The sequence below is a fragment of the Arthrobacter sp. FW306-06-A genome (assembly GCF_021870055.1).
GTDB lineage: Bacteria > Actinomycetota > Actinomycetes > Actinomycetales > Micrococcaceae > Arthrobacter.
Genome location: NZ_CP084552.1, coordinates 2,394,915 through 2,413,879, shown reverse-complemented (window position 1 = coordinate 2,413,879; position 18,965 = coordinate 2,394,915). Strand labels below are relative to the sequence as shown.

16 protein-coding genes are annotated in these 18,965 nt (G+C 65.9%); 12 read left to right on the top strand and 4 right to left on the bottom strand.

What is annotated here, in order from left to right; genetic code table 11:
- Nucleotides 1-44 precede the first annotated feature (44 nt).
- The 5 genes from gmk to LFT49_RS11065 all read left to right on the top strand — a co-directional run bounded on the left by gmk (nt 45) and on the right by LFT49_RS11065 (nt 5,676).
- Nucleotides 45-638 (top strand): guanylate kinase, encoded by a 594-nt coding sequence (gmk, locus tag LFT49_RS11085; protein WP_142133756.1) that lies wholly within the window; start codon nt 45-47, stop codon nt 636-638.
- Nucleotides 639-653: 15 nt separating this feature from the next.
- Nucleotides 654-914 carry a DNA-directed RNA polymerase subunit omega gene (rpoZ, locus tag LFT49_RS11080; protein ID WP_003800778.1) on the top strand — a complete coding sequence of 87 codons (261 nt, stop codon included), beginning with the start codon at nt 654-656 and terminating at the stop codon, nt 912-914.
- Between the two features lie 38 nt (nt 915-952).
- Nucleotides 953-2,188 (top strand): bifunctional phosphopantothenoylcysteine decarboxylase/phosphopantothenate--cysteine ligase CoaBC, encoded by a 1,236-nt coding sequence (gene coaBC, locus LFT49_RS11075; RefSeq protein ID WP_237428219.1) that lies wholly within the window; start codon nt 953-955, stop codon nt 2,186-2,188.
- Between the two features lie 107 nt (nt 2,189-2,295).
- Nucleotides 2,296-3,531: a methionine adenosyltransferase gene (metK, locus tag LFT49_RS11070; protein WP_237428218.1), complete on the top strand. Its 1,236-nt coding sequence runs from the start codon at nt 2,296-2,298 to the stop codon at nt 3,529-3,531.
- A 60-nt stretch (nt 3,532-3,591) separates the two neighbouring features.
- Nucleotides 3,592-5,676, top strand: coding sequence for a primosomal protein N' (locus tag LFT49_RS11065; RefSeq protein ID WP_236798449.1), 2,085 nt, complete (start codon nt 3,592-3,594; stop codon nt 5,674-5,676).
- 13 nt (nt 5,677-5,689) lie between these two features.
- On the opposite strand, the gene LFT49_RS11060 is transcribed toward LFT49_RS11065, so the two are convergent.
- The 4 genes from LFT49_RS11060 to LFT49_RS11045 are packed head-to-tail and all read right to left on the bottom strand — an operon-like array spanning nt 5,690 to nt 9,557.
- A complete protein-coding gene (locus tag LFT49_RS11060; RefSeq protein ID WP_236798448.1) occupies nt 5,690-6,769 on the bottom strand; it encodes a glycosyltransferase family 4 protein in 1,080 nt (359 codons plus the stop codon).
- Nucleotides 6,766-7,695, bottom strand: a complete 930-nt coding sequence (locus LFT49_RS11055; RefSeq protein ID WP_237428217.1) for an alpha/beta fold hydrolase — start codon at nt 7,693-7,695, stop codon at nt 6,766-6,768. Before LFT49_RS11055 ends, LFT49_RS11060 begins: the two co-directional genes overlap by 4 nt.
- A gap of 7 nt (nt 7,696-7,702) precedes the next feature.
- The gene (locus tag LFT49_RS11050; RefSeq protein WP_236819570.1) at nt 7,703-8,572 is read right to left on the bottom strand and encodes an aldo/keto reductase; all 870 of its coding nucleotides are present in this window, start codon (nt 8,570-8,572) and stop codon (nt 7,703-7,705) included.
- Between the two features lie 19 nt (nt 8,573-8,591).
- The gene (locus tag LFT49_RS11045) at nt 8,592-9,557 is read right to left on the bottom strand and encodes a sugar-binding transcriptional regulator (RefSeq protein ID WP_236802862.1); all 966 of its coding nucleotides are present in this window, start codon (nt 9,555-9,557) and stop codon (nt 8,592-8,594) included.
- A gap of 125 nt (nt 9,558-9,682) precedes the next feature.
- Between LFT49_RS11045 and LFT49_RS11040 the strand changes: the two genes are divergently transcribed.
- The 7 genes from LFT49_RS11040 to LFT49_RS11010 all read left to right on the top strand — a co-directional run bounded on the left by LFT49_RS11040 (nt 9,683) and on the right by LFT49_RS11010 (nt 18,920).
- On the top strand, nt 9,683-11,506 hold the full coding sequence (locus LFT49_RS11040) for a glycerol-3-phosphate dehydrogenase/oxidase (RefSeq protein WP_237428216.1): 1,824 nt from the start codon (nt 9,683-9,685) through the stop codon (nt 11,504-11,506).
- A gap of 90 nt (nt 11,507-11,596) precedes the next feature.
- Nucleotides 11,597-12,346 carry an MIP/aquaporin family protein gene (locus tag LFT49_RS11035; RefSeq protein ID WP_236798444.1) on the top strand — a complete coding sequence of 250 codons (750 nt, stop codon included), beginning with the start codon at nt 11,597-11,599 and terminating at the stop codon, nt 12,344-12,346.
- A gap of 39 nt (nt 12,347-12,385) precedes the next feature.
- Nucleotides 12,386-13,900 carry a glycerol kinase GlpK gene (glpK, locus tag LFT49_RS11030; RefSeq protein ID WP_236798443.1) on the top strand — a complete coding sequence of 505 codons (1,515 nt, stop codon included), beginning with the start codon at nt 12,386-12,388 and terminating at the stop codon, nt 13,898-13,900.
- Nucleotides 13,901-14,241: 341 nt separating this feature from the next.
- Nucleotides 14,242-16,767 (top strand): leucine--tRNA ligase, encoded by a 2,526-nt coding sequence (gene leuS / locus LFT49_RS11025; protein WP_237428215.1) that lies wholly within the window; start codon nt 14,242-14,244, stop codon nt 16,765-16,767.
- 86 nt (nt 16,768-16,853) lie between these two features.
- Nucleotides 16,854-17,825, top strand: a complete 972-nt coding sequence (locus tag LFT49_RS11020; protein ID WP_237428214.1) for a DegV family protein — start codon at nt 16,854-16,856, stop codon at nt 17,823-17,825.
- A 125-nt stretch (nt 17,826-17,950) separates the two neighbouring features.
- Nucleotides 17,951-18,250, top strand: coding sequence for a DUF4193 domain-containing protein (locus LFT49_RS11015; RefSeq protein ID WP_236798440.1), 300 nt, complete (start codon nt 17,951-17,953; stop codon nt 18,248-18,250).
- Between the two features lie 154 nt (nt 18,251-18,404).
- Entirely contained in the window at nt 18,405-18,920 is a 516-nt protein-coding gene (locus LFT49_RS11010; protein WP_237428213.1) for a DUF805 domain-containing protein, read from the top strand.
- Nucleotides 18,921-18,965: the final 45 nt, after the last annotated feature.

Below are 18,965 nucleotides of genomic sequence, written 5' to 3'. Positions count from 1 at the left end.
GCAGGCAGCGCCTGTCTTTCCCCCAACTGCGGCAAAAGGAATACGTGAGCAAGAAACCTGGACTGACAGTCCTCGCAGGTCCGACGGCTGTTGGCAAAGGCACCGTGTCCACCTACATCCGTGACAATTACCCCGAGGTGTGGCTTTCCGTCTCAGCCACCACCCGCGCACCCCGGCCCGGGGAGGTCGACGGCGTTCACTACTTCTTCAAGTCCAAGGAGGAGTTCGAGCAGCTCATTGCGGATGGTGAACTCCTGGAATGGGCGGTGGTCCACGGCCAGAACACCTACGGCACCCTGAAGAGCACCGTGAACCGGGCCATCGCTGAAGGCCGGTCCGTGCTGCTGGAAATCGACCTGCAAGGCGCCCGCCAGGTCAAGGCAGCCGTCCCGGACGCCCAGTTCGTCTTCCTGGCCCCGCCCACCTGGGACGAAATGGTCCGCCGGCTGGTGGGCCGGGGCACCGAAACGCCGGAAGAACAGCAGCGGCGCCTGGAAACCGCTAAACTGGAACTTGCTGCTGAACCGGAGTTCGACCACACCGTCATCAATGACGACGTCCGCCGGGCAGCGGACGAGCTTGTTTCACTCATGGGGCTGACACCGCATCCACACCTGCCGGAACCGTCAGCCCGCTAGGAATTTGGAGAATTCGTGTCCACGAACCTTGAAGGCATCATCAACCCGCCGATCGACTCGCTGCTCGAAGCAGCCGACTCCAAGTACGGCCTGGTGATCTTCGGTGCCAAGCGCGCTCGTCAGATCAACGCCTACTACGCCCAGCTGCACGAGGGCCTGTTCGAATACGTCGGACCCCTGGTTGACACCAAGCTGAACGAAAAGTCGCTCTCGATCGCCCTGCGTGAGATCAACGAAGGCAAGCTGGTTTCCACGCCGATCGAAGCCGCAGAGTAGTCCTGCCGCTGAACTGACTTGCTGTTGACGGAGGTCACGTGCGCATAGTCCTCGGAGTCGGGGGAGGGATTGCCGCCTATAAGGTGGCATCGCTCCTCCGGCTTTTTACTGAAGCCGGCCATGACGTCACCGTGATCCCCACGGAGGCGTCCACCCGCTTCATCGGAACCGCCACCTGGGAGGCGCTGTCCGGCAACCCCGTGAGCAACAGCGTCTTCGACGACGTGCACCTGGTCAACCACGTCCGCCTGGGCCATGAAGCGGACCTCGTCGTGGTGGCACCCGCCACGGCAGATCTCCTTGCGAGAGCTGCCACGGGCCAGGCCGGGGACCTGCTCACCAACACGCTGCTGATGGCGCACGGCCCCGTGTTGTTCGCCCCAGCGATGCACACGGAAATGTGGCAGCACGCCGCCACCCGCGCCAACGTCGAAACCCTGCGCTCCCGCGGCGCTGCCGTCCTTGAACCCGCATCCGGCCGTCTCACCGGGGCCGACTCAGGTCCGGGAAGACTGCCCGAGCCCCACATGATTTTCGACGCAGCCATGGCACTGGTGCAGGGGCAGTCCGACTACCAGCTCCCGCTTGCCGGCCGCACCGTGACCATCAGTGCCGGCGGCACCCGGGAACCGTTGGACCCCGTTCGCTTCCTCGGCAACCGGTCGTCCGGCAAGCAGGGCGTGGCCCTGGCGGTCGCTGCGCGGAACGCCGGCGCCAGCGTGCGGCTGCTGGCAGCCCATATGGACGTTCCACCGCCGGCCGGCGTGGAAGTTGTCCGCGTTGAGACTGCCCTGCAGCTCCGCGAGGCTGCACTGGCCGCCGCTGCCGGGTCCGATGTCATCATCATGTCCGCAGCTGTTGCCGACTTCCGCCCGGCGGCAGTCTCGGACACCAAGATCAAGAAGCGCGACGACACGGCAGATCCGGTCATCACCCTGGTACGCAACCCGGACATCCTGCAGGAGCTCGTGGAGCAGCGCGATGCCGGCCCGGCCCAATCCGGGCAGCTCATTGTAGGGTTCGCGGCCGAGACCGGGGATGGCCAGGGGGACGTCCTGGCGTATGCGGAGGCAAAGCTGCAGCGTAAAGGCTGCGACCTGCTGGTGGTCAACCATGTGGGGACGGACAAAGTCTTCGGGCAGGACTCCAACTCCGTGGTCATCCTTTCGCGCTCCGGCTCCGAACCGCAGGAAGCATCGGGAACCAAGACTGAGGTTTCGGAAGCCATCATCAGACGCATCAGTTCTGAACTGAACCGCGTTGCTTCGAACTGAACGTGTTCGCCTTGGCCTGGGTGTTCCTGGCCACGTTTGCTTAGCACGGGGACATCTACGGACTTCTCCCTGACGGGAGTACCAACACCAACCAGTAAGGTAGTTGAGTGACTTTACCGCTGCACCTTCCCCACACCCACGGGGCCACGCCCTCCGCGCTCCGGCTCTTCACGTCCGAGTCGGTCACTGAAGGCCACCCGGACAAGATCTGCGACCAGATCAGCGACGCCATCCTGGACGCGCTCCTGTCCGCTGATCCAGAGTCCCGCGTGGCCGTGGAGACCATGGCCACCACCGGCCTGGTGCATGTGGCAGGCGAAGTCACCACTGATGCCTACGTCGAAATCCCGCAGATCGTCCGTGAGACCATCCTGGGCATCGGGTACGACTCGTCCGCCAACGGGTTCGACGGCGCCCGCTGCGGCGTGTCCGTTTCCATCGGACAGCAGTCCAACGACATCGCTGGTGGCGTCTTTAACTCCCTCGAGGCCCGCGAAGGCCGCCAAGAGGACGACTACGACCTCCAGGGCGCCGGCGACCAGGGCCTGATGTTCGGCTACGCCAGCGACGAGACGCCGTCCTACATGCCAACGCCCATCTGGCTGGCCCATCGACTCTCCGAACGCCTCACCGACGTCCGCAAGACGGGCCAGCTGGCCTACCTCCGCCCCGACGGCAAGACCCAGGTCACCGTCGGTTATGACAAAGACGTTCCGGTGTCTGTGGAAACCGTGGTGATTTCCAGCCAGCACGCCGAGGGCGCAAGCCTTGAGCAGCTGCGCGCCGACCTCGCCGCCGTCGTGATTGAACCTGTCCTGGCTGCCGCCAACCTGGATATTTCCCGCGCGGCCAACATCCTCAACCCTGCCGGCGAGTTTGTGATCGGCGGCCCTGTGGGCGACGCCGGCCTCACCGGCCGCAAGATCATCGTGGACACCTATGGCGGCATGGCACGCCACGGCGGCGGCGCCTTCTCCGGCAAGGACCCGTCCAAGGTTGACCGCTCCGCAGCGTATGCCATGCGCTGGGTAGCCAAGAACGTGGTGGCCGCGGGCCTGGCCAAGCGCGCCGAGATCCAAATCGCCTACGCCATCGGCCAGGCGCGGCCGGTGGGAACCTACGTGGAGACGTTTGGCACCGAAACCGTGGATCCGGCCCGGATCAGCGAAGCCATCGCCGAAATTTTCGACCTTCGTCCCAGGGCCATCATTGATGCCCTGGACCTTAAGCGGCCCATCTACGCCAGGACAGCCGCCCACGGCCACTTCGGCCGGGATGACCCCGACTTCACCTGGGAGCGGCTGGACCGGGTTGACGACCTGAAGGCGTACTTCAACGCCTAATGTCAGTGGCCGGTGCTTTGCTGTTCGTGTCAAACCGGTAGCTGAACGGAGGTAACTGTCATGGGTTCTGACAGCTCCGTCCAGCCAACCCTTTTGCAGGGTTTCCCCGCACGCAAAATGCCCGGCGGCGTTGCAGTTGCTGCCCAACTGCCGGTGGCAAGGGTCCTGGTTGAGTCCTCCCTGCCACACCTCGACCGCCCCTTCGACTATGCCGTCCCTGAGCCGCTGGAACAGGTCGCCCAGCCGGGAACCCGGGTGAAGGTCAAGTTCAACGGCCAGGACCTCAGCGGATACCTCCTTGAGCGGCTGGAGGAGTCCGACGCCGGACACACCCTTGTGCCCCTGGCTAAGGTGGTGTCCCCGGTCCAGGTCCTCACACCCGCCGTCAGGGACCTTGCCACCGCCGTTGCTGCCCGTTACGCCGGTACCGTCAGCGATGTCCTCCGACTGGCGGTGCCGCCGCGGGTGGCGAAACTTGAAAAGGACTATCCCCACTCGCTGGGCGCGGAGGAGGCGGTGCCCGCGCCCGAGGCTGCGGGAACCCCCGCCGTTTCCGCCTGGGGTGCGTACCGCACAGGTGCTGCTTTTCTCCGGCACCTGGCGGGTGGGGGCTCGCCCCGCGCCGTCGTCAACCCCCTCCAGGGGTACGGGCCCGCAGGCTGGCCGGACCTGCTGGCCCAGGCCGCTGCTGCCGCCTATGCCTCCGGCCGGGGATCAGTGCTGGTGGTACCCGACTACCGGGATCTGGACCGGCTCGAGGAAGCGCTCAACGGGCTGGTGCCGTCCGAGGCCGTGGCCCGCCTCACCGCAGATGACGGCCCCACGCCGCGGTACCGCAACTTCCTGCGACTGCTCGCCGGCACCGCGAGAATCGCCATCGGCACGAGGTCCGCCGCGTTCGCCCCTGTTCAGGACCTGGGGCTGGTGGCCTGCTGGGACGACGGCGACGACCTTCACATCGAGCAGCGCGCACCATACGCCCATGCCCGGGAGGTCCTGCTCCTGCGGGCCGAGCAGGAAGGCACCGCCTGCCTGCTTGCCGGACATGCCCGCAGCACCGAAGTGCAGCGGTTGGTGGAAGCCGGGTGGGCCGTCCCGGTCGAAACCGAGCGTGGAACCCTCCGCAGGACCGTTGCCCGCGTCGTGAGCACTGCGGACAGCTTCGAACAGGCGCGCGATCCCTTGGCCACCCTCGCCCGCCTCCCGCACGCGGCATGGCAGGCCGCCAAGGAAGGACTGGAACGCGGGCCCGTGCTGGTGCAGGTGGCCAGGGCGGGTTACGCGCCCTCGCTGGTATGCGAAACGTGCCGTGAACCGGCCCGCTGCGGCCGCTGCCAGGGACCCCTGGCGCTGGCCGGAACATCAGCGCTGCCGCAGTGCCGCTGGTGTTCCACCCCGGCACCCGACTGGAAGTGTTCCCACTGCGGGGGCCGGAGGCTGCGCAAAGGCGCCACCGGAGTGCTGCGCACCGCTGAGGAACTTGGCCGCGCATTTCCCGGCACAACAGTCATCACGTCCTCCGGGGACCAAGTGAAGGCCAGGGTGGGCCCCGGCAAGGCGCTGGTCGTGGCCACGGTGGGGGCCGAACCTGTCGCAGAGGACGGCTACGCTGCCGCCCTGCTCCTGGACGGGGATTCCCTGCTCCGCCGCGAAACCCTCCGTGCCGGCGAAGACACCGTGCGGCGCTGGTTCAACGCTGCAGCCCTGGTCCGTCCCGCCCCGGACAAGGGTCTGGTGGTGGTTACGGCCTCGGACGCAGCCGCCACCGGCGCGCTGCTGCGGTGGGATCCGGCAGGATACGCCCAGCGCGAGCTGTCCCTCCGAACGGGGCTGCAGCTGCCCCCGGCAGTGCGGATCGCATCGGTGACGGGGCCGCGGGCTGCCGTGGAACACTTCACCGGCGCCGTGGAAGCGGACCTCGCACGCGCCGGAATAACGCTCCGCGCCGCAGGCCCGGCGCCGCTGCTGCTGACCGCACCGCCCTCCGGCAGGCGCTCGGCCGAAGACGTACGGACCCTGCTGTTCTTCCCGTACGGCCAGGCGTCCGCCGTCGTCCGCGTCCTAAGGGTCACCCGGGCAGCCGTGGCGGCCAAACGTGCCATCGACCCAGTGCAGCTGCGCTTGGACGGTGTGGATGTGCTCTGAGGGTTGACCTGCTCTAGGCCCGCTGCCTTTTCGCCATGACCTCGTGCGCCGCTTCCACCAGCTGGCGTGCCGACTCGTCCCAGCTGAACTCGCTTGCCCGCGCAATGGATCGCCGGGACAGATCCTGCCAGTGCGCATCATCCTGCAGTCGTGATACCGCGTCCGCGAACTGCCCCGGGGACTCGGGGTCCACATAGAGTGCGGCGTCCGCACCCACTTCCCGGAAGATCGGAATGTCGCTGGCGATCACCGGGGTGCCCAAGGCCATGGCCTCGACCAGGGGAAGTCCATACCCCTCGGCCCTGGACAGGCTCACCAGTGCAGTGGCCCGGCGCAGCAGCGCGTCATACTCCGCATCCGTCACGCCGTTGTGGAACACCACGGAGGCGCCCGGCGGAATGATGCGTTCCAGTTCGGCGCGCCGCTGGGGCGTTATGCGGCTGAGCAGGTGCAGGGTGTAGCCGGGCAGCCCGGCCATACCCGCCACCATGGTCTCCACATTCTTGTACGGCATGAACGAGCCCATGTAGATGATGGTTTTGTCGGCTCCACCAGACGGGTTGCGGGGTTCCTGGGCAGGCTGCGGGGCGTTGGCGATGATGCGCACGGGCCGGCCCGTTAGCCGGTACTTGGCCATCAGGGCCTCTGTAGTGCGGCTGATGGTGGCTACGATGTCCGCGCGGTTGAGGAGCAGGCGCTGCGGCCAGAAAGCCTTGTGGTACAGCCGCCAGAGCACGCGCACGGGTGCGGGCAGGAAACCCGGGGGAGCGGGGTGCTCGTAGTAAATGAGGTCGTGCAGGGTGAGGATGAGGCCGTACTTGCGGCCCCAGGTGCCCATGGTCTGCATGGGGCACACCACCACGTCCGCTCCAATGCCGTTGACCGTCCGGGCGACGAACAGCTCGCGGGGGGAGAGCGGGCTGCTGATGAGCGTGTACGGAACGTCCGGCAGGAGGGCCAGCTGCCGGACATCGGAGACCAGCATGGACACGTCGGCGATCTTCGCCGTGGCAGCAATCAGGCTTGCTCCGTAGCGGCTGATGCCGTCGTGGTGGTCGGTGCGGGTGAAACGTGCATCGATGACAATCTTCACGCGGGGTGGTCCTCCAGGAAGCTGCGGATGTAGCGGGCGGCCGGTTCCGGCGTTTCGTAATGGATCAGGTGTCCGACGCCGGGGATCACCTTCAGTTGCCCGTCCGGCAGCAGAGCCAGGAGGCGGTGCTGGTTGGGAAGGGTGGCAATTTCGTCCTTTTCGCCGGCGATCAGCAACACAGGAAGGTCCAAGCGGTCCGCCACCTCCGCCACATGGTTGCTGACGGAGGCCGTGAAGGACTCCAGCAGGCTGTCCCGGTCGGCGAAGGAACTGAAATAGGCGTGGTGCTGTCCGTGGATGTAGGCGCGCAGCTCCCTGTCGCGCGTCTTGGCCATGGTTTCGCTCATCACCCGCACAATCAGCGGATTGCGCAAAAGCGCCAGCCCGGGCTTCCGGGGAAGCCGGGCCGCCAGCCGGTAGTAGAGCACGGCCAGCCGGGTCATCACGCCCTTGGGTCCCTCCAGCGCCGGGGCGGCGATGGGGTTGATGAGGATCAATGGGTTTACGCTGTCCGGGTTGTTGGCCACGAAGTGTGACGCCACGATGGAGCCGAAGGAATGTCCCAACAGCACGGTGTCCGGCCCCAAGCCCTGGGATGCCATGAAATCGGTGATGAACTGTCCGTAACGCTCCACCGAGTGCGGGTCGCTGGCGAAAGCGTCGGAACCGCCAAAGCCTGGCAGGTCCGGCATGATGACACGCATGTCCGGGAGCTGGTCCGCCACGCGCAGGAGCCCGTGGTGGTCGCCGCGGAACCCGTGGACCACCAGGATGGTCCGGGTATACCGCGTCTCTTGGAGGGGTTCGTAGGTCCAGAAGGCCACCGTTCCGCCGTCGAGGGTCACGGTTGAGGCGGACGTGCGGGCGGCAAGGCCGGGGCTCAGGTACGCCGGCGCAGGGGCGGTCTCCGGGTTCACAGTATTCATGCCCGGCCTAGTTGACGTTGTCCGGGTGGGACCCGGTCCGCTGCCCGCGGTCCAGCTCCTTGATGGCCGCCAGGTCACGCTCTGAAAGCTCGAAACCGAAGACGTCGAGGTTCTCCCGGATCCGCGCTTCGGAGCTGGCCTTGGGGATGGCGATGTTTCCCAGCTGCATGTGCCAGCGGAGGACCACCTGCGCCGGCGTCCTGCGGTGCTCCGCGGCGCAGGCCTGGATGACGGGGTCGGCAAGGACCTGTCCTCGGCCCAGCGGACTCCATGCCTCCGTGTGGATTCCGAGTTCCGCGTGCTTGCTGCGCAGTTCTTCCTGCTGCAGCCAGGGGTGGAGTTCGATCTGGTTGACGGCGGGGACCACTTCGGCGCTTTGCAGCAGGCGGTCGAGGTGCGCCGGCTGGAAGTTGCTCACGCCAATGGCACGGACCCTGCCTTCACGGTAAAGCGTCTCGAGCGCGCGGTAGGTTTCGGGGAACAAGCCGCGGCGGGGGCAGGGCCAGTGGATCAAGTACATGTCCACGTAGTCCAGGCCCAGGTTGACCATGGAGTCGTCGAATGCCCGCAGCGTGGCGTCGTAGCCGTGGTGGTCATTCCACACCTTTGTGGTAACGAACACGTCTTCGCGGCCCAGGGGCGGGAAGAGCTCCCCGGAACCACCGCTGCCGGCCCCGGCGCCCAGCTGGGAACTGATGCCCCTCGCCACGCCGGTTTCGTTACCGTACATGGCGGCCGTATCGAAGTGCCGATACCCAACGGCGAGCGCGGTGGCCACCAGGCCTTCCGCGTCTGCTGCCGGCACTTTGTAGAGCCCGAAGCCGAGCTGGTCTATCAGCACGCCATTGTTCAGGCTGAGCCGGGGTGAGGTTCTCATGGCACCGACTCTACCCACTTCAGCTGGTCAGCCCCTCGTAATCGACCAGGCGGCGTGCAGTTGCTTCATCAAGGATCAGATCGGTGGCGAGCCGCGCCGCCAGGGCTCCGCGCAGGCCGTTGATCTTGGACACCCCCGACACCACGCAGATCCTGCGGCGGACCTGCCGCAGCTGGGCCAGCGCAGGGCCGGTGGACCGTTCGTTCAGGACTATCCCGTCGGAGGAACCGTCGGCCCGGAAGAAAACGGTGGCCACGTCACCCACGACGTCGGAGTTGGCGAGCGCGTTCAGGTCGTCCTCGTCCAGGTACCCGCCTGCGTAAACATGGCTGGGGTAGTCGGCGTGCACGGAACCGACACCGAAAATGGCGATGCTCATCTTGGCCTGCAGCTCCAGGACGCGCTGTACGCTGCGTTCATTCCACATGGCCGTCTTGGTGGCGGCGTGGTCAAAAAAAGCCGGGACGGGAAACTGCTCCACCCGGGCCCCGTAAGCGCTGCCGAACCTGCGCATGATGTCGCTTGCATAGGTAATGCCGGTGGTGTGCATGTTGCCGGCACCGTTGAGCTGGACGATGACGCTGTCATGCGTGATCTTCCTGGTGAGGTGCCTGCTCACCGCACTGAGGGTTGACCCCCAGGCCACCCCGATGATGGCGTTGGAGTCCACCAGGGGCCCGATGGTCCGGGCCGCCTGCATGGCTACCCGGTCCAGGGTCTCCGCCTCGTTGAGCGTCCCGAGGATCGGAACCACATGGACATCCAGGTTGTACCGGCGTCGGATCATCCCCTCCAGCTCCGGGCCGGTGTCCAGGGGGTTGCGGATTTGGATCTGCACCAGGCCGGACTCCCTGGCGGAGGACAGGAGGCGGGAAACAGTGGACCGGGAGGTGCGCAGTTCACGTGCTATCGCATCCATCGTCAGGTCCTGCAGATAATACATTTGTGCAGCTCGGAGGGCATCTTGGTCGCGGGAAAGTGCCATCTCAGTTCCGTTCTGCACGTTTGTGCATAGTCCTTGACTCCATTTTCCATTTCTCCGAACAATAGAGCAGAACGGCGGCGCCACCAAGCGGTGTCCGCATCACACAAAGCCCCAAGGGAGTAGTTTTGGGACCCAAGGATTCATCTGCTCAACCCTCTGTCAGCGCGCCCCTTCCAGGGGCCGAACGCCCCTCGGTCCACAGCCTGCGGCGCCGCCCCCACGCGAAGGTGCTGGTAGTGGGAGGTGGCATCAACGGCGTTGGCACGTTCCGTGACCTGGCCCTGCAGGGCGTGGACGTCGCACTGGTGGAGCGCGGTGACTACTGCCAGGGTGCAAGCGGCGCATCCTCGCACATGATCCACGGCGGCATCCGCTACCTCGAAAACGGTGAATTCCGCCTGGTCCGTGAGTCCGTGGTGGAACGCAACCGCCTGCTGAAGATTGCCCCGCACTACGTCAAGCCTTTGCAGACAACAATCCCGATTTTCAGCACCTTCTCCGGGATCCTGTCCGCACCGCTGCGCTTCCTGACGCACAAGCAGCAGGGCAAGCCCAAGGAGCGCGGCGCGTTCCTCATCAAGGCCGGCCTCAGCCTCTACGATTCGTTCTCCCGTGACGGTGGGACGGTGCCGCGACACCAGTTCCGCACCCACAAGGCGGCCCTCCAGGAGCTCCCGGATCTCCGCCCCGACGTCAAATACACGGCGACCTACTTCGACGCCTCCGTCCACAACCCGGAGCGGCTGACGCTCGACGTCCTGCAGGACGGCGAAAAGGCAGGCCGCGCGGGCAATGCCCAGGCCGCCGGAGCGCAGGGGAACACTGCCCGGGCCAGCAACTACCTCTCACTGCAGTCGATGTCGTCCGCACCCAACCCGGGGACTGGCCGTGGCAGCACGGTCCGGCTTCGCGACGAACTCACCGGTGAAGAATTCGACTTCACGGCTGACATCATCGTCAACACCACCGGGGCATGGGTGGACCTCACCAACGAGTCCATGGGCGCTGCATCGTCCTTCATGGGCGGCACCAAGGGCTCGCACATCGTGCTTGACCACCCCGGCCTCCTCGCGGCCTGCCGCGGACGCGAAATCTTCTTCGAGCACACCGACGGCCGGATCGTCCTCATCTACCCCATGGGCGACCGCGTACTGGTGGGCACCACCGACGTGGATGCGGACATGACGGAGGACGCCATCTGCACGGATGAGGAGATCCAGTACTTCTTCGACCTCATCGGCCACGTCTTCCCCTCGATCGACGTGACGCCCGACGACATCGTCTACACCTTCTCCGGTGTGCGCCCCCTGCCGAGCCACGACGCCACGCAGCCCGGCTTCGTCTCCCGCGACTACCGTATTGAACGCCGCGCCTCCGGCGACAACGGAAGCGGTGCCATCGTCCTGAGCCTGGTGGGCGGCAAGTGGACCACCTTCCGTGCCCTTGCCGAGCACCTGACCAACGAGGTCCTCTCCGAGCTCGGCGTACAGCGGAAAGTGTCGACGGCGCAGCTCCCCATCGGCGGCGGCGCCGGCTTCCCGGCCGATGAGGCCGGCGAACAGAAATGGATCAAGGCACACATGGGCGCCGGCCGTGACGCAGACCGCACAGCCGGACTGCTGACCCGCTACGGGACACGCGCCGAAGCAGTGATCTCGTACCTCGATGCGGAACCCGACCGGCCACTGCGCTCCACCCGCGAACTCACTGTCCGTGAACTGGGGTTCATGGCGGCGAATGAGCAGGTGGGGCACCTGGTGGATGTGTTCATCCGGCGCACCTCCCTTGCCTTCCGCGGATTGGTCACCGGAGAACTTCTCAATGAAGTGGCCGAGGTGTTGTCCGTCCCGCTCAAGTGGGACGCCGCAACCCGCGCTGCTGAGATCAAGCACGCCCAGGACGTGCTGCAGCGTTTCCACCGCGTGGAAACGCACAGCCTGGTCTCCTAAGGCCGGGCAGCCGGCCGGGACGCGCCAGCGTCCCGGCCAACGGTTCTTCACCCACGGAGAACCGACAACTAAACAAAGAAGGAGTCAAAGATGTCTCTAGGAATAGTCTTCCTCTCCGAAGTCTTTGGCACGGCAATGCTGACCCTGTTGGGTTGCGGCGTCGTTGCCAACGTGGCTTTGCGGGGGACAAAAGGCAATGGCGGCGGTTTCCTGATGGTCACGTGGGGATGGGGTATCGCCGTGTTCTGCGGCGTATTCGTTGCCGCCAAGTCGGGCGCGCACCTGAACCCGGCTGTCACTCTTGGCCTGCTGCTCAACGGCAAAGCCGAGTATGCCCCCGGCGTCGCCGTGGATTTCGCATCTACCCTCACCTACTTCGGGGGCGAGATGGTGGGCGCTTTCCTTGGCGCAGTCGTCTGCTGGCTGGCGTACAAGCAGCACTTCGATGACGAACCGGAACCCGCTGGCAAGCTTGGAACCTTTTCCACCGGCCCTGCCATCCGATCCACCTCATGGAACCTCATCACCGAGATCATCGGCACTTTCGTCCTGGTTTTCGTCATCCTCACTTTGGGCGGCACCCCCTCCGGCCTGGGCCCGCTCGCCGTCGCCCTGCTGGTGGTCGGCATCGGTGTTTCCCTTGGCGGCCCCACCGGCTACGCCATTAACCCCGCCCGTGACCTCGGCCCCCGCATCGCCCACGCTGTGCTTCCCATCAAGGGCAAGGGTTCCAGTGACTGGGCCTACTCCTGGATCCCCGTCGTCGGACCGCTGGTCGGCGGGGCGCTCGGCGGCCTGGTGGCCCGCATTGTTCCCATCATCGTCACGGCTGCTGCCTGACCCACACCCATTCCAACCAACAAAGACAAGGACGTCATCATGAACCAGTACGTAATCGCCATTGACCAGGGCACCACCAGCACGCGCGCGATCATTTTCGACCACAGCGGCGCCATTGTCTCCAGTGGACAGATGGAACACGAGCAGATCTTCCCGCAGGCCGGCTGGGTGGAACACGACGCAACGGAAATCTGGAACAACACCCGTGAGGTCATTGGCTCGGCCCTCTCCAAGGCGAACCTGACGCGGCACGATATCGCCGCCGTCGGCATCACCAACCAGCGTGAAACGGCCGTGGTGTGGGACAAGACCACGGGCAAGCCCGTGTACAACGCCATTGTCTGGCAGGACACCCGCACCCAGGACATCGTGGACCAGCTGGCCAAAGACGGCGGGGCAGACCGCTTCAAACAAAAAGTGGGCCTGCCGCTGGCCACCTACTTCTCCGGTACCAAGATCAAATGGATCCTGGACAACGTTGACGGCGCCCGGGAAAAGGCCGAGGCCGGGGACCTGGTCTTCGGCAACACCGACGCCTGGGTCCTGTGGAACCTGACCGGTGGCGTTGACGGCGGCGTTCACGTCACCGACGTCACCAACGCTTCCCGCACCCTGTTCATGGACCTCGAAACCCTGCAGTGGGACGACGAAATCCTCGGCATCTTCGGCGTACCGCGCAGCATGATGCCGGAAATCAAGTCCTCCTCGGAGGTTTACGGCACCGTCCACAGCTCCCAGCTGCTCCGCGAGACGCCGGTGGCCGGCATCCTTGGCGACCAGCAGGCCGCAACGTTCGGCCAGGCCGCCTTCGACGCCGGTGAAGCCAAGAACACCTACGGCACAGGCTGCTTCCTGATCTTCAACACCGGCGAGGAAATCGTCCACTCCAAGAACGGCCTCCTCACCACCGTCGGGTACAAGCTCGGCGACGCCAAGCCGCATTACGCCCTCGAAGGGTCGATCGCGGTCACCGGCTCCCTGGTGCAGTGGCTTCGGGACAACCTGGGCATGATCAGCAGCGCACCGGAAGTGGAGACGCTGGCAGCGGCGGTCAAGGACAACGGCGGTGTCTACATCGTCCCGGCCTTCTCCGGCCTGTTCGCCCCGTACTGGCGCTCCGATGCCCGCGGCGCAATCGTCGGCCTGACCCGGTTCGTGAACAAGAACCACATTGCCCGGGCCGCGCTGGAAGCCACCGCGTTCCAGACCCGCGAGGTCCTGGATGCGGTCAACGCGGACTCAGGCGTGCCGCTGAGCGAGTTGAAGGTCGACGGCGGCATGGTGGCCAATGATGCCTTGATGCAGTTCCAGGCGGACATCCTTGGCGTCCCGGTCATCCGCCCCAAGGTCATCGAGACCACCGCGCTGGGTGCTGCCTACGCGGCAGGCCTGGCCGTCGGGTTCTGGAAGGACCTGGGCGAATGCTCCGCCAACTGGTCCGAGGACAAGCGCTGGGAACCGCAGATGGACCAGGCCGAACAGGACCGCCAGATGCGGCTCTGGAAGAAGGCGGTCACCAAGTCCATGGATTGGGTCGACGAGGACGTGAAGTAGCCCGCAGCTGGCCCTGAGAGGGGCCGGAGACTCCCGCCCGCCCGCTTCGCGGTGCCCACCACACCATGGCGGGGAGTCTCCGGCCCCTCTCTTCCGGCTGCTGCCACCTCAGCCGCTCGTTGCGACTTACGCTGAGGGGGTGTGCAGGTGCGCTAAAGTAGATTCATGCGTGCGATCCTTCTGCTTAGTTAGCCGCCGGCTCCGATTATCGGACAGCTGAGCGGCAGCCCCTCCCTTCGTGAGGGGCTTTTGTGTGTCCGGGGCTTTGCGCCGGACCGGCAGCAGGGGGATCAGGCCGTTATGGCAGCACAAATGCCGTAACAGAACAGAAGAGGGCAGCAGTGGGCGTTCAGCCGGAGACAGAGACCGGAACAGCAACAACAGTATCGGCGGAGCCTGAAGAGGGCACCTACAGTTTCACCGCCATTGAGGCCAAATGGCCCCAGGTGTGGGAGGACCTCAAGGTCTTCACCCCTGTGGACGACGGGTCCCGGGAGCGCCGCTACGTGCTTGACATGTTCCCGTACCCCTCAGGTGACCTGCACATGGGCCACGCGGAAGCGTTCGCCATGGGCGACGTGGTGGCCCGCTACCTGCGCCAGCAGGGCTACGACGTGCTGCACCCAATCGGCTGGGACTCCTTCGGCCTGCCCGCGGAAAACGCCGCCATCAAGCGCAACGCCCACCCCAGTGAGTGGACCTACGCCAACATCGACACCCAGGCAGCGTCCTTCAAGCGGTACGCCATCTCCGCCGACTGGTCGCGCCGCCTCCACACCTCCGACCCCGAGTACTACCGCTGGACCCAGTGGCTGTTCAAGCGGTTTTACGAGCGCGGACTGGCCTACCGGAAGAACTCCCCGGTGAACTGGTGCCCCAAGGACCAAACCGTCCTGGCCAACGAGCAGGTTGTCAACGGGGCCTGTGAGCGCTGCGGCACCACGGTCACGAAGAAGTCCCTGAACCAGTGGTACTTCAAGATCACTGACTACGCGGACCGCCTGCTGGACGACATGGAAGAGCTGCGCGGCCACTGGCCCGAGCGCGTCCTGGCCATGCAGAAGAACTGGATCGGCCGGTCCGAGGGTGCCCACGTCAACTTCGTGATCGAGGCCGACGGCGGCAAGCCCGCCAAGGAGGTCACGGTCTTCACCACCCGCCCGGACACCCTCTACGGGGCAACGTTCTTCGTGGTGGCAGCCGACGCGCCGCTCGCCGTCGAACTCGTTACCGACGAGCACGCCGCCGCCCTGGACGAATACCGCGAACGGGTCAAGGCACTCTCCGAAATCGAACGCCAGTCCACCGAGCGCGAAAAGACCGGCGTCTTCACCGGCCGCTACGCCGTCAATCCCCTGAACGGCGAGAAGCTGCCCGTCTGGGCCGCCGACTACGTCCTGGCGGACTATGGCACGGGCGCCATCATGGCCGTGCCGGCCCACGACCAGCGCGACCTCGACTTCGCCCGCGCCTTCGGCCTGCCCGTCCGGGCCGTCCTGGACACGGGCGAGGAGGACCCTGCTGTTTCCGGCACGGCCACCGCGGGGGAGGGCACCCTGATCAACTCCGGCGAGCTCAACGGCCTGCCCAAGGCCGAGGCCATTCCTGCCGCCATCGCCATGCTGGAGCGGCAGGGCACGGGTGAGAAGTTCGTGAACTTCCGGCTCCGCGACTGGCTGCTGAGCCGCCAGCGCTTCTGGGGCACTCCCATCCCCATCATCCACTGCCCGTCCTGCGGCGAAGTTCCGGTTCCTGATGAGCAACTGCCGGTCACCCTGCCCTCGGACCTCCGCGGCGAGGACCTGGCTCCCAAGGGCACCTCGCCGCTGGCCGCCGCTGAGTCCTGGGTCAACGTCGAGTGCCCCACCTGCCACGGCCCCGCCAAACGGGACACCGACACCATGGACACGTTCGTGGACTCGTCCTGGTACTTCCTGCGGTTCGTATCGCCGCACTACACGGAGGGCCCCTTCGATCCGCAGAAGATCAACGACTGGATGCCTGTCGGCCAGTACGTGGGCGGCGTCGAGCACGCCATCCTCCACCTGCTGTACGCGCGGTTCTTTACGAAGGTCATTCATGACCTGGGCATGATCGATGCGGACGAACCCTTCAGCGCACTCCTCAACCAGGGCCAGGTGCTCAACGGCGGCAAGGCCATGAGCAAGTCGCTGGGCAACGGTGTTGATCTCGGCGAACAGCTGGACAAGTACGGTGTGGACGCTGTCCGCCTGACCATGGTGTTCGCTTCCCCGCCCGAGGACGACGTGGACTGGGCCGACGTTTCGCCGTCGGGCTCCGCCAAGTTCCTGGCCCGGGCGTGGCGCCTGGCCCAGGACGTCACCAGCGGGCCCGGTGCCGATTTCGCCGCGGGCGACCGCGCACTGCGTTCGGTCACGCACCGCACCATCGCGGATGCAGCCGAGCTCCTGGACGCCAACAAGTTCAACGTTGTGGTGGCCAAGCTGATGGAACTGGTCAATGCCACCCGCAAGGCGATTGACTCCGGGGCAGGAGCATCCGACCCGGCAGTCCGCGAGGCGGCCGAGGCAGTGGCCGTGATCCTCAGCCTGTTCGCGCCGTACACGGCCGAAGACATGTGGAACCTGCTGGGCCACCCCGCCTCCGTTGCCAATGCGGGCTGGCCGGCGCACGATCCCGCGCTCCTGGTCCAGGAGACGGTCACTGCCGTTGTCCAGGTCCAGGGCAAGGTCCGTGACCGGCTGGAGGTTTCCCCGGATGTTTCCGAGGACCAGCTGCGCGAGCTGGCCCTGGCGTCGGAGAACGTGCAGCGTGCCCTTGACGGCCGGGGCATCAGGACAGTGATCGTCCGTGCCCCTAAGCTGGTGAACATCGTCCCGGCATAGCCGCATCCGCAGCATGGGCCGGCCGTCGGGGGTTGTCCTCCGGCGGCCGGTCCTGGCTGAGCCGGTCACCGTCTCCAGGAGGCCCTTTGCCTGACAGTAACGCCGCCGCCTGGCCGTGGGTGCGCGCACGGCTCTCCGGCCTCCGTCCCGCGGCCCGGCAGGGCACGGGACGCGGCGGAGGCGCTGTGGTCCGCACCGCCGTCGTGACCGACTCCGCTGCCGCCCTCCCTGCGGACTATCCACGCGGGCTACCGTGCGACGGGATCCTGACGGTGACGCCCATGCCCGTCATGGTGGGTGCGGAAATTTACGGCGAAGGTGAAGACGACATCCTGGAGACCATCGCCCTGGCATTGGCCGCGGGGACTCCGGTCAAAACGTCCAGGCCATCACCGGGACAATTCGAGCAGGCCTACCGCGCCGCTCAGCTTCATGGGTTCGATGCGGTCGTGTCCGTCCACATCTCCGGCGAGCTTTCGGGTACGGCAGATTCCGCACGCCTGGCTGCAGCCAGGGTAGGAATCCCCGTCGACGTAGTTGATACGCGGACCGTCGGCATGGCGCAGGGGATGGCGGTTCAAGCCGCGGTGAACTCGGCGGCCGCTGGTGCGGACCGGGCGGCGGTGGCCGCTGCGGCGGCCACCCAGGCGGACCGCACCAAGGTCTTTTTCTATGTACCCAGCCTGGAACAATTGCGGCGCGGCGGGCGGATCGGAGCCGCTGCGTCGCTGCTGGGCACCATGCTTGCCATCAAACCCATCCTGGCACTCGACGGCGGCAGGATCGTGCCGCTCGAAAAGGTGCGGTCCGCTTCCAGGGCCGTGGCGCGCCTTGAGGAAATTGTTGTGGCCGCAGCCGCACCCCATCCGGGTCAGTCCGTGCGCCTTGCCGTCCATCACTTCGGCAACCCGGAGGAGGCTAAGAGCCTGGCGGCGAGACTGGAAGCCGCTCTTCCGGATTGTCCCCCCGCGCAGATCAGCTCCCTGCCGGCGGTCCTGGCGGCCCACGCCGGGCTGGGTGTCCTGGCGGTCATTGTGGGCAGGGTGGAAATCGAGTAGCGGCCCGCAACTGACGGGCACGCGCAGCGCCTGAAATGAGGCAGCAGTTCCGGCAGGGAATTCTTTCGTTGGGCTGTACGTTGCAGGACCGGTAACACCCATCAAGCGAAAAGAGATGTACCTTCGTGGCAACCGATTACGATGAACTCCGCACCGACGTCAAGGAATCCCAGGAAAACTCGCTGGAGGCACTGAAGTCCGCCAAAGCGCCGGACGCGCAATCCGTGGTCCAGGAGCTCGACGAGGCTGACACCCTGGACGGGCTCACCCCCGGCGGGGAGTTCATCGCCGAAGAGCTCGTCGTCCAGGTGATTCCCCAGGCTGACGACGAGTTCACCTGCTGGTCCTGCTTCCTGGTCCGCCACCGCTCCCAGAAGGCGCGGGAAAAGGACGGCCATGCCTACTGCACTGAATGTGAGGGCTGAGCGGCTCCGGTCGGAGGCCCCGCAACTTACTGGTTTTCTGTCTTCACCAAGCTTTTGTCTGCGCTTGGTCCTGGAGTAGGGCCCTCTGGCCCAGGTCCTGCGCCTCCTGTTTCCGTAGCATTGGCGGCAGCGACGTATCGGAAGGGACAGTTCGATGACCATGCAGCAGCCCCCGGACGCTTCGCGGAACGCAGTCCCGGGGCTGGATTTCCCCTACTACGGCGCTCCGCCCGTCGAGGCAGTCAAGCGTGTATTCCAGAAGTACGCCGTCTTTACCGGACGAGCCAGTCGCAGTGAGTATTGGTGGTGGTTCCTCGCCTCCGGACTGGCGTCCGCCGTGTTGAACTCGATCAGCCCGACAGTCGTCAATGGGCAAGTGACGGGGTCCAGTGCGCTCGGGGGTATCTGGTTCCTCGCCACTGTGGTCCCTTCGCTCGCTGTGGCGGTCCGGCGCCTCCACGATGCCAACCTCAGCGGCTGGTTGTTGCTCCTCGCCCTCATACCGGTGCTCGGATGGATTATCCTCATCGTGCTGCTCGCGCAGCGTGAGAACCCGCTGGGGCAACGGTTCGACAGGTACTCCCGAGCCGGGTATTGGCAGGCTCCAGCAGGACCCCGATACAACTCCCCGCCTGCGCCTCCGGGTTCTGACGGACTTACCCCCTCATAAGCTGCCCCCGCTGCACGCTGCCGTCGGCATGTTTCCACATAGGGC